General features: G+C 59.3%; 9 protein-coding genes and 1 pseudogene. 7 read left to right on the top strand and 3 right to left on the bottom strand.

Translation table 11 applies throughout. The annotated features are described in order from the left end of the window. Nucleotides 1-193 (bottom strand): annotated as a pseudogene (locus DWZ54_RS12065) (IS1182 family transposase); the annotation flags it as partial. A gap of 273 nt (nucleotides 194-466) precedes the next feature. Between DWZ54_RS12065 and DWZ54_RS10115 the strand changes: the two are divergent. From DWZ54_RS10115 to nhaA, 4 genes are all read left to right on the top strand, one after another. Continuing rightward, nucleotides 467-1348, top strand: coding sequence for a phosphate ABC transporter substrate-binding protein (locus DWZ54_RS10115; protein ID WP_118476027.1), 882 nt, complete (start codon nucleotides 467-469; stop codon nucleotides 1346-1348). A gap of 197 nt (nucleotides 1349-1545) precedes the next feature. Next, nucleotides 1546-2463, top strand: a complete 918-nt coding sequence (gene pstC / locus DWZ54_RS10110; RefSeq protein ID WP_118476025.1) for a phosphate ABC transporter permease subunit PstC — start codon at nucleotides 1546-1548, stop codon at nucleotides 2461-2463. Nucleotides 2464-2467: 4 nt separating this feature from the next. After that, on the top strand, nucleotides 2468-3319 hold the full coding sequence (pstA, locus tag DWZ54_RS10105; RefSeq protein WP_118015954.1) for a phosphate ABC transporter permease PstA: 852 nt from the start codon (nucleotides 2468-2470) through the stop codon (nucleotides 3317-3319). A 159-nt stretch (nucleotides 3320-3478) separates the two neighbouring features. Then, nucleotides 3479-4660 (top strand): Na+/H+ antiporter NhaA, encoded by a 1182-nt coding sequence (gene nhaA / locus DWZ54_RS10100; protein WP_118476023.1) that lies wholly within the window; start codon nucleotides 3479-3481, stop codon nucleotides 4658-4660. A 1245-nt stretch (nucleotides 4661-5905) separates the two neighbouring features. Here the strand turns inward: nhaA and DWZ54_RS10085 are convergent. Continuing rightward, a complete protein-coding gene (locus DWZ54_RS10085) occupies nucleotides 5906-8794 on the bottom strand; it encodes an EAL domain-containing protein (protein WP_118476017.1) in 2889 nt (962 codons plus the stop codon). A gap of 204 nt (nucleotides 8795-8998) precedes the next feature. Between DWZ54_RS10085 and DWZ54_RS10080 the strand changes: the two genes are divergently transcribed. Further along, nucleotides 8999-9571 (top strand): nitroreductase family protein, encoded by a 573-nt coding sequence (locus tag DWZ54_RS10080; protein ID WP_118476015.1) that lies wholly within the window; start codon nucleotides 8999-9001, stop codon nucleotides 9569-9571. Nucleotides 9572-9660: 89 nt separating this feature from the next. On the opposite strand, the gene DWZ54_RS10075 is transcribed toward DWZ54_RS10080, so the two are convergent. Then, the gene (locus DWZ54_RS10075) at nucleotides 9661-10854 is read right to left on the bottom strand and encodes an MFS transporter (protein WP_118476013.1); all 1194 of its coding nucleotides are present in this window, start codon (nucleotides 10852-10854) and stop codon (nucleotides 9661-9663) included. 224 nt (nucleotides 10855-11078) lie between these two features. On the opposite strand from DWZ54_RS10075, the gene DWZ54_RS10070 reads away from it, so the two are divergent. Then, complete coding sequence (locus DWZ54_RS10070) at nucleotides 11079-11573, top strand: hypothetical protein (RefSeq protein ID WP_118476011.1); 495 nt, start codon at nucleotides 11079-11081, stop codon at nucleotides 11571-11573. A 59-nt stretch (nucleotides 11574-11632) separates the two neighbouring features. After that, entirely contained in the window at nucleotides 11633-12475 is an 843-nt protein-coding gene (locus DWZ54_RS10065; RefSeq protein ID WP_233541682.1) for a histidinol-phosphatase HisJ family protein, read from the top strand. Nucleotides 12476-12522 lie beyond the last annotated feature (47 nt).

Genomic DNA, 12522 nt, shown 5'->3' with positions numbered 1-12522 from the left:
ACATGCTGACCGGGTCGTACCGAAGACGGCCAGTGCAGTGAGCTGGCACAGCCTTCAGGTACTTCTCCAAATTGATTCCCTCCATGAATCGGTCAAAAACCAGCACAGGATCACAGATATCCAGATAATCCGAAATAAACACTGGCAAAATGCCTTGCGTTGTTTTAGAATGATATGTGGTAATCTTTTCCATAGTGGGATATAGAAAATTTTACCACAAAGAGGGCCGCATGCTCAATGAGCATGCGGCCCTCTTGTTTTTGGGGATCTGTTATTTCACAGCCCCATTTTTTTGCATTTGAGTCTCTTTGGCTGGACCAGGAGACGTTGTTGATCGTTGATCTTAACAAAAGCGTAACATACTCGCAACAATTGCCTCTGGAATCTTTGCTACGATATAGGAGAACGATGAAGGGAGCCAACGGGTTCCCGGAATTTACTCAATCAAGGAATGGTTTGGGAGGAAATGGATATGTTCAACAAGATGAAGAAACTTCTTTCCATTGGCGCAGTAGTCGCCAGTACGGCCGTACTGCTCACGGGCTGCGGCGGCGGTGGTCAGCAGGCTGCCAGCTCGAGCAGCAGCGGGGCTGCACAGGAGATTTCCGGCAAGATTTCCGCTTCGGGGTCAACGGCACTGCTGCCGCTCCTGAAACCGGCACAGGAAGCCTTCCAGGACAAATATGAGAAGGTCACGGTCAACATCGCCGGCGGCGGCTCTTTCACGGGCATGAACCAGGTATCGGAAGGTGCCGTACAGATCGGCAACTCCGACGTCAACCTGCCGGACGAGTACAAGGACAAGGGCCTCGTTGACCACAAGGTCGTCGTTGAGCCGTTCGTCTTCATCGTCAACAAGGACAACAAGGTCGACAACCTCACGAAGCAGCAGGCCATCGATATCCTGACGGGCAAGATCACGAACTGGAAGGAAGTCGGCGGTGCTGATCAGAAGATCACGCTGATTCATCGTGCAAAATCCTCGGGTTCGCGTGCCACGATCAGCGATGTCGTCCTCAAGGGCGCAGCATTCACGGATGATGCCGTCATCCAGGATTCCAACGGTGCGGTTCGCGCTGCCATTGCCAGCACGCCGGGTTCCATCGGCTATGTCGATGCACCGTATGCCGATGATTCCGTCAAGGTCCTGAAGTTCGACGGTGTCGAGTATTCTCCGCAGAACATCATCGATGGCAAGTATCCGATCTACGGCTACGGCCACATGTACACGAAGGGTGAGCCGACGGGTGCCGTCAAGGCCTTCATCGATTACATCCTCAGCGATGAGTTCCAGAACAGCCAGGTTGAGAAACTCGGCTTCATTCCAATCAGCAAGATGAAGAACTGATTTTAGTCCCGCCGCAGGCCTTACGGGCACGGCAGGGAACGTAACCAATGAACAGTGAGCAGTGGTCAGCGGGCAGTCCATCGTGAGCAGGCAAAAAACCTACGGCATGGCCCCCTGACCACTCTTTCATTATCTGACGCCTGGCATCCGGATGAGGATGCCAGACGGCGGGACTCTACAGGAAGTGGGAGGAAATTATGGAACGGGCAGTAACAGTAAGCCGCATGGACGGGAAACAGTCTGGCGGCGGTCATGAGCGCAGGCTCTTTTACGACAAGTGCGGACGATACCTCTTTATCGCGTCTGCTTTTCTCATGACCATCATCATCTTTTCCATCATCTTTTTCATCGGGCGGCAGGGCCTCATGACCTTTGCGGAGGTCAGCCCGCTGGAGTTCTTCTTCGGCGCGCAGTGGGACCCGACGCTCGGGAAATTCGGCGCCTTGTCCTTCATCATCGGTTCGGTGGCGACGACGCTTCTGTCCGTCGTCATCGGTGCACCGCTCGGACTCCTCGGTGCGATTTTCCTCGCGAAGGTCGCACCGGTCTGGCTCAAGAACATCATGCGCCCGGCAACGGACCTTTACGTCGCCATCCCGTCTGTCGTCTACGGCTACATCGGCCTGATGGTCCTCGTGCCGTTCCTGCGCAGCACCTTCGGCACGACGACGGGCTTCGGCGTGCTCGCGGCATCGTTGGTGCTGGCCGTCATGATCCTGCCGACGATCCTTTCCATCAGCACGGATGCCTTAAATGCCGTGCCGCGTCCGCTGGAAGAAGCCAGCCTCGCACTCGGCGCGACCTGGTGGCAGACGATGGTGCACGTCATCGTGCCGGCTGCCGCACCCGGCATCCTGACCGCTATTGTGCTCGCGATGGCGCGCGCCGTGGGTGAGACGATGGCCGTACAGATGCTCATCGGCAACACGCCTCAGATCATCACATCGCTCTTCACGCCGACGGCCACGCTGACGAGCAACATCGTCGTCGAGATGGGCAACACGCCGTTTGGCTCGGTCTGGGGCAACGCCCTGTTCCTCATGGCGTTCGTCCTGCTGCTCATTTCGCTGGGCATGATTCTCTTGATTCGCCGTTTCGGTCAGAGGAGGGGTTGACGCTATGGATACAAGGACACAAAACAAGATAGCCGTGGCTGGCCTCTGGGTCGTGGGATTCTTCATCCTGGGCCTCCTGGCCGTATTCCTCGGCTACATTCTCTACAAGGGCCTGCCGGTGCTCTCGCCGCAGTTCGTGCTGGGCAAGTCCAGCGATATGATGGCGGGCGGCGGCGTCGGCGCTCAGCTCTTCAACTCGTTCTACATGCTGCTCATCTCGATGGGCATTTCCATCCCGATCGCGCTCGGCGCCGGCATTTACCTCGCGGAGTATGCGCGTGAGAACAAGCTGACGAAATGCATCCGCCTGTCGGTCGAGAGTCTCGCGACGGTGCCGTCCATCGTCCTGGGCCTGTTCGGCATGATCATCTTCGTCAACATGATGAACATGGGTTTCTCCATCCTCGGCGGCTCGCTGACGCTGGTACTTTTGAACCTGCCGATGCTCGTGCGCGTGACGGAGGAATCCATTCGCACGGTGCCGAAATCGTACGAGGAAGCCAGTTTGGCCCTGGGTGCCACGAAGCTGCAGACCATCTGCAAGGTTGTACTGCCCAATGCCATGCCGGGCATCATCACCGGCATCACGTTGACGGCCGGCCGCGCCCTGGGCGAGACGGCCATCCTGATCTTCACGGCCGGCACGACGGTATCGCGCCACATGTTCGATACGGATGTCATGGCCGGCGGCGAGACGCTGGCGGTGCATCTCTGGTACCTCATGAGTACGGGCCTTGTGCCGGACCGCGACATGATTGCAGACGGCATCGGCGCGCTCCTGATCCTCACGATCCTCGTGTTCAACTTCATCCTGCTGCTGCCGATGAAGCTCATGCGCCATACGCCGAAATCGTAATGCCAGATTCCTCATGACAGATTCATAAAGACTACTGCTCGACTGCCTGCCGCATCCTCCGGGTTTGCGGCGGGCAGTTTTTACTTTTTCCTGTTAAATCCCAGATTTCTTTTGTATAATATAAAGGAAAATGTATGTTTATAAGGAGATGATATTGTTATGAAAGAGACAATCCGCTCGCTGGCGACGCCATTCCTCTGGTTCTGGCGCTGGGAAGCAAAAAGCGGCGCCATCCTGCTGCTCGGTGCGGTGGTCGCGCTGCTGCTGGCGAATTCCCCGCTGGCCGGCGCCTACCATCACGTCCTGCACATGCCAATCCGGCTGGGCCTTGGGGATTTTGGCCTCGAGATGGGCCTTTTGCACTGGATCAACGACGGACTCATGGCCGTATTCTTCTTCGTCATCGGTCTTGAAATCAAGCGCGAATTCCTCTACGGCGAGCTCAAGACGCGCTCGGCCATGATGCTGCCGGTCGGCGCGGCCCTCGGCGGCATGATCGTGCCCGCCATCCTCTATGCACTCATTAATTTTGGCACGCCGACCGCAGGCGGCTGGGGCATCCCGATGGCTACGGACATTGCCTTTGCGCTCGGCATCATGACGCTGACGGCGCGCCAGGCACCGCTGGGACTCGTCGTCTTTTTGACGGCGCTGGCCATCGTCGACGACCTCGGCGCCATCGTCGTCATCGCGCTGTTCTACAGCAGCGAAATCGCCTTCGCGGCGCTCTTCGTCGGCCTCGTGGCCATCGCCGCGGCCTTCCTTTTGAGCCGCCTCAACGTGCGCTTCTTCCTCGCGTACCTCATCCTTGGGCTCATCGCCTGGTATGCCTTCCTGCAGGCCGGCGTGCATCCGACCATCGCAGGCGTCCTGCTCGGCCTTGCCATCCCCGCACAGGAGGACCCCGAGCAATCGATGCTCCATGTCTGGGAACACCGCCTGGAGCCCTGGTCGGCCTATGGCATCATGCCGATTTTCGCACTCGGCAATGCGGGCGTCACGCTCTCCTTTGCGACGTTTGACCCGGGCTCGCCGCTCTTCCTCGGCATCCTGGCCGGCCTGTGCCTCGGCAAGCCCATCGGCATCTTCGGCACGGTCTGGTGCTTCAACCGCTTCTTCAAGGTACCCGTGCCCGGCAACGCCTCTTCGGGGCAGGCAGCCGCGACGGGCATGCTCGGCGGCATCGGCTTCACGATGTCCATCTTCATCGCCTCGCTGGCCTTTGCCGACAGCGGCGCGATGCTCGACCTCGCGAAGATCAGCATCCTTTCGGCGTCCATCCTCTCGGGCATCCTCGGCGCCCTCGTCTTCAAGCTCCAGAGCCTGCGGGCATCCGCCTGATTTGGCATACTAAAAAATCCTGACCCGTCCTGCGTGACATGGTCAGGATTTTTCGTGAAACAGAGCTTCCCCCCTTAGGGGGAAGTGGCCCAGCGGGCCGATAGGGGAAACTGCTGGTAACTGCTTTACGGCTCAATGAAATGCGAAACTGAAGGTATCGTTTTCATCGAGCCAACACAATGCTTCGAGCAGCCGCCCCTTCCGTCAGCCTTCGGCTGCCACCTTCCCCGGAGGGGAAGGCTATGGGGAAGAGGGCATCTTGTACATGTCCATTTTCTACCCTCTTAGTGTCCAGTTTTAGTTTACCACTTCAGTCCGTGCGCGGAGAAGGCTTGGCGTCCTCTTTTGGGAAGCCGTCAGCGCAGCTGACTGAAGGGGTAACAGCTCGCAGCAGCTTGCTATTTCCGCCCATGGACCCCTTTCGGCTCTGCGGGCCACCTTTTCCGGGGATGCCTCCGGCATCCCGCGCTTCGCGCCCGTGCGCGGGCTACGACGCTTGTGAGGACTTACAGTCAAGTATTGTCCTTGCCCGTCCGCTCATGGACCCCTTTCGGCCCTGCGGGCCACACCCGGGGAGGCCACCGGCATCCCGCGCTTCGCGCCCCCGTGCGCGGAGCTACGACGCTTGTGAGGACTTGCAGTTGAGTTTTGTTCTTGCCCGTCCGTCCATGGACCTCTTCCACCGCTTCGCGGTCCCCCTTCCCCGTGCGCGGGGAAGGCTACGCTTCGATGCACAGTTTGTGGGATACCGAGCGGAGGGATGTATTCCGCCTGGAGGCGCGCAGCGACTGCCCGCAGGGCTGGGGCCCAATACGAAAGGCTCTTCGCGCCGGATGTCGGAACGCCGCGGCAGGCGGCGAAACTTCTTTGCTGCTCGCAGCATGTTGGGGCACATTTAGCTGCGCGCTGAAGCCGGAATGCATCCCGCAGCGCCTTTACTTCGCCCTCGTCCGCCAGCTTCCTGGCGAACGAGCGTCGTTTAAGCAGCGCGCGTTTCGCACGTTCGTCAGGCTTCGTTAAAAAGGAAAAAATCCCTTTAGCCAGCCGACTTCGCGTAGCGTTGCGCCCTCGTCCCCGTCTTTCACATCCCGCAGCGCCTTTCTGCGCCTGTTTACATCGAGTCCATATGCAGCTTCCTTGACCTCATCCGTCAGCCTGCGGCTGCCACCTTCCCCAGAGGGGAAGGCTTTGGGGACGCCAGTCAGCGCCTTCGTTCCCACCGCTCGCATTCAGCTGCGTTGGCTTTCAGCCGTTGTGGCGCAGGCGTTCCATGGCGAGGCGGTAGATGTAGCTGACGCTGCTGTCGGGCGGGCGGTGGATGCCGGGGTCGTCGGCGTGGACGATGCTGTAACAGAACGTGATGGTGACGGGATTGCCGCTGATCTCGTGAATCGACTGCAGGCGGTGCTGGAGCTCGCGGGCGAGGGCCTCGGACTCCTGATGGCTGTTCTCGCGGCGCAGAATGGCAAACGTCACATTTTGGATGCGCGCGATGGCAGCATCTTTTCCCGCATACCGGCGCAGGACTTCGGCCTCCTGGCAGACGAGTGCACGCACGAGCGGGTTCTCATACGATTCCCGGATATGCTCATCGAAGCGGCTCTCGAGAAGAATCAGCGCGTATGGCTGCTTTTCCATCGTCCACGTTTCCTGATACCGGGTCAGATCCCCGAGAAAGCCCTGGCGGTTGCGCAGCCCCGTGATTGGATCGTCAAACGGGGAGGGCAGCGCCTTGTGCAGGTCGTGGTAGATTGCATTGGCATCGAAGAAGACGCCCATGAGCCCGATGATCTCGCCCTCGCGGTAAATCGGCCACTTGTAGCAGGTGATGTGGTGCAGGGCCCCGCGGATGATGCACTCGCCCGCAACATTCTCGATGACCCTGCCTTTCTGCAGGACATCGAGCTCATCGAGGCGGTACGCATTGTTGTCGACATGCCAGTTCATATCCTCATCTGTCTTGCCGAGAATCTCCTGCACGGACGCGAAGCCGTAATACTCGAGGAAGGAACGCGTCGCACCGAGGAAGCGGCGCTCCTTGTCCTTCCAGAAATAATGGAAATGCGTATTGCGCTCGAAATTCTTCCAGAGCAGCGAGGGCAGCAGCTGGCCCTCCGGCGCGGTTTCGCCGGCGGCTGGCGAGAGGAGGGGCGGATCCACGGTCTTGGTGGCCGTCAGCATGAGCGGCATGTTCCCGCTGGCGAGCAGGATGGCCGTACATTCCTTCCAGGAGTAATTGCCGTGATGGTCGCGCACGCGGAACCGGCAGGCAATGCGCCCGTACGGGCTTTTCTGGATGCGCGCGATGACGGAATCGGGGTCGCAGAACGCGAGATACCGCTTACGGTCATCCTCATAGACGAACTGTCTGGCAAAGGCCCGCACGGCATGCCGGATATCGTAGGCTGTTGTTTCGGCATCTTTTGCCGATGTGAGTGCGTCGCGGAAGTGGAGCGGCTCGATTGTGTCCTTCGCGAAATTGACGAGGTAGACATTCTCAAACATGCTGTACAGGTAGCGCAGGCGTTCGTCGAATTTATCCTGCTGCAGGCCGATGCCGTTCTGGGAGAGATTCTGGAATTCGAGCTGGATCAGCAGATGATGATTCAGCGCATAGATCACGCAAAGGCTGACGCTGATGTAATGGCCGCCATCAACGTAAAAGAAGGATTCGGTCTGATGGCTCTGGCGCGACTGGTGGATGCATGTCCAGAAGAGGTGGCTCACATCGGATTTGTCGGGCGAACTCATATTCCGCTGTATATCCTGCAGCTGATAGCCCAGCATCTGTATCTGCTCGCGGTAAGGCTGGTTGGCGTAGAGGAAGCGGATTGTGCCGTTTTCCTGCATGTCGAGGATGGCGTTGGGCCGCTTGGACTGGCGGATGACCATGCTGGCCATATCGTAGAAATGGCACCACTTGCGCAGTTCGATGCCGCGGCCTTCCGCCTCAATATGCGCCAGCGTTCCCGCGAGCGGGCGCGGCTTGCCGTAGAAATAGCCCTGATGACGGCCGCAGCCGATGGAAGCGAGGAAGTCCGCATGCTCCTGCGTTTCGACGCCCTCCGCGAGCGTCTTGACGCCGAGATCCTTGGCCATCGAGATGATGGAAATGATGATGCTGCGCGATTTCTCGGTGAACTTGCGCAGGAAGCTCATGTCGAGCTTGACGAGATCGACCGTGTAATCCTTGAGGATGCTCAGCGAAGAATAGCCGCTGCCGAAATCGTCGAGCCAGATCTCATAGCCCTCCTCGCGCAGCCGGTCGAGCGCTTGATGGACGGCCTCGGCGTTCTGTGCGAGGACGCTCTCCGTGATCTCGATGTGCAGGAAGTCGCGCGGCACAGCGTAGCGCCGGCGCGTCCCCTCGATGAGCGAGAAGACGTCGATGAGGCTGAAGTCATAGCGCGAGAGATTGCAGGATACGGGCGTAACGGGCAGGTCCTTGTCGAGGCGCTGGCGCAGCGTGCGGCAGACCTCCTCGAGCACGAAGGCATCGAGGCGGTGGATGAGCCGTACCTGCTCGAGCACGGGGATGAACGACGCCGGCGACAGGAAGCCGATGTGCGGGTCCACCCAGCGCGAAAGGGCCTCGAGGCCGCATAGCTCGCCTGTGAGCGTGCGGATGATCGGCTGGTAGTACACCTGGATCCAGTGCTTTTCGATGGCTTCTTCGAGATGGCGGATGACGTAGTCGCGGATGTCGCGGTCAATCGTGACGCCCGGCAGCGGGATATCGATTTCCTGCATCGTGCAGTAAAAGACGGGGCCGTACGCTTCCGTGTCGACGCGGCGGCCCGAGACGTCTGCATAGCGGATGCAGCTCGTGCGCGTGAAGAGGTGACCCTGGACATGCTCGAAGCGGTCGTGCTTCTCCGCGAGCTCGTGCCGGATATCCTGCTCGACGCGCAGGCGGTCGTCCATCGCGAAGAGATGAAAGGCATTGCCCTCCGTATGATGACAGAGCTCTGCGAGATCGCGGCAGTCGAACAGGCGCATCATTTCTTCATTGGCATAGAGCAGGCGATAGGGGGCCTTTTCCTCTGCGATGTAGAAGCAGCAGGGCAGATTCGCGGCGATGCCGGGAAAGGCATGTATGTCAGGATTTGTATCGGGATGATCGGATTTTGTCATAAAAATACCTCATTCCAATCGAGAAGTTCAAGTATATTCTAACTGAATTATACCATATCCTGCTGCATTTCGTCGCGGTTTGCATTCTTGATTCGGCGCTTTTCGTGTGACTGAGTTACGAAAGAAATTGTGTTCGCATGATAAAATAAACATATCATTTGTAAGCGTGTACGCGAAGCGCGTGCCGGAGAAGGGGGAACCATCATGAGTATTGTCGATTCCATTGCCAAACGCCGTACGTATTACCAGCTCAACAAGAATCTGCCCGTTGCGGAGCAGGAGGTCATCGGGCTCGTCGAGACGATTACGGAGCTCGTGCCGGATGCCTTCAACATGAAGAGCGCCCGCGCCGTCGTCGTGACGGGCGGCCAGCAGGATGCGCTCTGGGATGCCGTCTACAACGCCTTTGACGGCAAGGTCGCCCGCGAGAAGATCGACGGTTTCCGCGCCGCCTACGGCACGATCCTCTATTTCTTCGATACGGACGTCGTCAAGGGCCTGCAGGAAAAGTTCCCCCTCTATGCGGCGAATTTCCCCGTCTGGGCCCAGCAGGCCAACGGCATGCTGCAGTTCTCCATCTGGAGCGGCCTGCGCGACCTCAATATCGGCGCGAACCTCCAGCACTACAATCCGGTCATTGACGAGAAGGTCAAGGCCATGTTCGGCCTGCCCGCCTCGTGGCAGCTCGTCGCGCAGATGCCGTTCGGCGGCATCGTCGCGGAGCCCGATGCCAAAGAAAAAGAAGACATCGCGAAGCGCGTCAAGGTCATCCGCTGAGAGCCGGCGGCTCCTGCGGCAATGCCAACATACACGGATAGAAAAGCCCCGGTTCCTTTTGATGGGAACCGGGGCTTTTGGCTGCGGATTCATTTGACTTTTTCCTGTTTGGCCTGACGTCGGGCATGGGGCAGGTAGAAGAGGAGGCCGAAGAGCACGGCGCAGGCCGCGATTGCCGCACCGACAAAGCCGATGTCGGGCAGCATCGAGGCGGCGGCCAGGCGCCCGCCGATGAAGGTGCCGCCGCCGATGCCGACGTTGAAGATGCCCGAGAAGATGGACATGGCGACGGGCGCTGCGGCCAGCGAGCAGTTGCGGATGAGCTCGGCCTGCATCGTCACGTTGAACAGTGTGGAAATCGTGCCGAGCAGCATGCAGCAGGCGATCATCGACGGCATGAAGGCGGCAGATGGCAGGAAGCACATGAGCGCCACGAGCAGGCCAAGGAGCCCCGCGCGGAAGATGGGGAAGCGGTGGCGGCCGTAGAAGCGCGAGAACAAGACGCTACCGAAGAAGCCGCAGACGCCGAGCACCATGAGCGTCCAGGTGATGGCATCCGGCGCGAAGCCGGCGATCGTGCCGAGGAACGGCTCGATGTAGCTGTACGTCGTGAAGTACGCCGTGGCGAAGAGTACGGAGAGCACGAAGATGCCCGAGACGAGCGGGTTGCGCACGAGCGCCGGCAGGTCGCGCGTCGAGAACGTGGAGTTGTTCGTGAGCGAGGGGAAGACGCGCCAGAGATAGAGCAGGGCCAGCGTCGAGATGACGGCGAGCACGAGGAAGGTCATGCGCCAGCCGAGCGCGAGGCCGACGACGCGCCCGAGTGGCAGGCCGAAGATCATGGCGACCGAGGAACCCGTCGCGATCGTCGAGAGCGCGAAGGGCTGATGCGTCCTCGTCACGAGGCGCGTGGCGAGCGGCGCGGCAATCGACCAGAAGATGGAATGCGCGCAGGCGACGAGGATGCGCGCCCCCATGAGCATCGGGAAATTCACGGCGAGACCCGAGCCGGCCTGGCCGAGGGCGAAGAGCGCGAGCGTCAGGAGCAGCAGCCGCTTGAGTTCCATGCGGCAGGTCGCGAGCATCAGTGGCAGCGACAGGATGCCGACGACCCAGGCGTAGACCGTGATCATGATGCCCGTCGCGGCCGGCGTCATGCCGAAGGAGTCGGAGATGTCCGTCAAAAGTCCGATGGGCATGAATTCCGACGTATTGAACACGAAGGCGGAGACCGCCAGCCCCGTGAGCGGCAGCATATATTTGAGGGGAATGGGTGGCAGCATGTGGATACGAACCGTCCTTTCATCTTGTCATCGTGGATTGGCAACAGTTCCATGCTAGCGGTGCTTTTTCCTTTTGTCAAGCCTTGTTCCAGGTCTTGTTTCAGAAATAAAGCCGGGTATTTTCCCGCACATGGATGCCAGGAAGCCGCAAGTTGTGGTAGGATACAGTATAGGTTGAGTTGATTCGCATTCGATTAGAAACGGAATAGAAAAGGAAGAGCGTTATGTCATATCGATGGAACTGGCAGCACTTCACGTCGCAGGATTTTGCGGCGCTGCAGAGGAGGCTGCGGGATGCCTGGCGGGAAATCCTGCCGGGCGGGGAATATTTCGGGCAGATCCGGACCCGGGATGTCTGCTGGGACATCCAGACGGAATGGCTGAGGGGAGAGGAGGAGCCGTATGTGACGCTCAGCCCCTTTTTCCCGCATGATGCGGCCTCACCGGAGCCTCCGTATCAGGAAATGGTGCCGGGCATGCCCTTTGATACATATGATGAGGCGAGCCTCGTCATTTCCCGCCGCGCCTTCCTGCGCTGGCCGTATTTGCAGTTCTGCGACTTCGTCACGCGGCATTTGTCCGAGGAACTCAAGGCCCCCGTCTTTGCGGCGGCTCTAGCAGAAGATACGGGCTTCTGGGACCGCCATGACGCGCGCCTCCGGGCCCTGCGCGAGGCGGCTGCCGCGGAGAAGCGGGATGACCCCGGCGGCAAGATGTGATATGATAGGGAAGTACGACAGTCAGACTAAGACAGATAAGAGAAGGACAGGATGAAGAAATGATCAAAGCAGATTACCATGTGCATTCCGCATTCAGCCGCGACAGCCAGACGCCGATGGCAGACCAGGTCAAAAGAGCCGTCGAGCTCGGGTTCCAGGAACTCTGTTTCGCCGAGCACGTTGATTACGGCATCGCGGTTGACCCGTCGGAGGACGCCCCCATTGTTTATCTTTCCGGACAGCCGATGGTCAACGTGGATTACCCCACGTATTTTGCAACGCTTGCAAGCCTGCGCCAGGAATACGCAGACCGCATCAGGATCCGGGGCGGCCTGGAATTTGGCGTGCAGGTGGAGACGATCCCGCAGTTTGAGAAGCTTTACCACGCGTATGAGGATCAGCTGGATTTCATCCTGCTTTCCTGCCATCAGGCGGAAGGCAAGGGCTTCTGGACGGGTGAATTCCAGGAGGGCCGTACGCAGCAGGAATACAATGAAGGCTATTACGATGCCATCTACCACGTCATGCAGAACTACAAGGACTACAACATCCTCGCGCATCTCGACCTCATCGTGCGCTACGATCCGGCCGGGGTCTATCCGTTCGCCAAGATTCGCGATCATGTGGCGGCCGTCCTTGAGCTTGCGATTGCCGACGGCAAGGGCATCGAGATCAACACATCGAGCTGGCGTTACCATCTCCCCGATACGCAGCCCTCGCGCGACATCCTGAAGCTCTACAAGGACCTCGGCGGCAAGATCATCACCATTGGCTCCGACGGCCATACGACGTCGCAGCTCGGCGCGCATTACGAGGAGGCCGCCGCCATCCTGCGCGATGAGATTGGCTTTGACGCTATCTACACGTTTGAAAAGGGCAAGCCCTGTGGCCACAAACTGTAAGATTTCGCAGCGGGCCGTCTGGCGGCATGTTCGGCAGCAGTTTGAGA

The organism is Mitsuokella sp. AF33-22, from assembly GCF_003475755.1.
Classification (GTDB): Bacteria; Bacillota; Negativicutes; order Selenomonadales; family Selenomonadaceae; genus Mitsuokella.
This window is presented reverse-complemented; position numbering and strand designations above follow the sequence as displayed.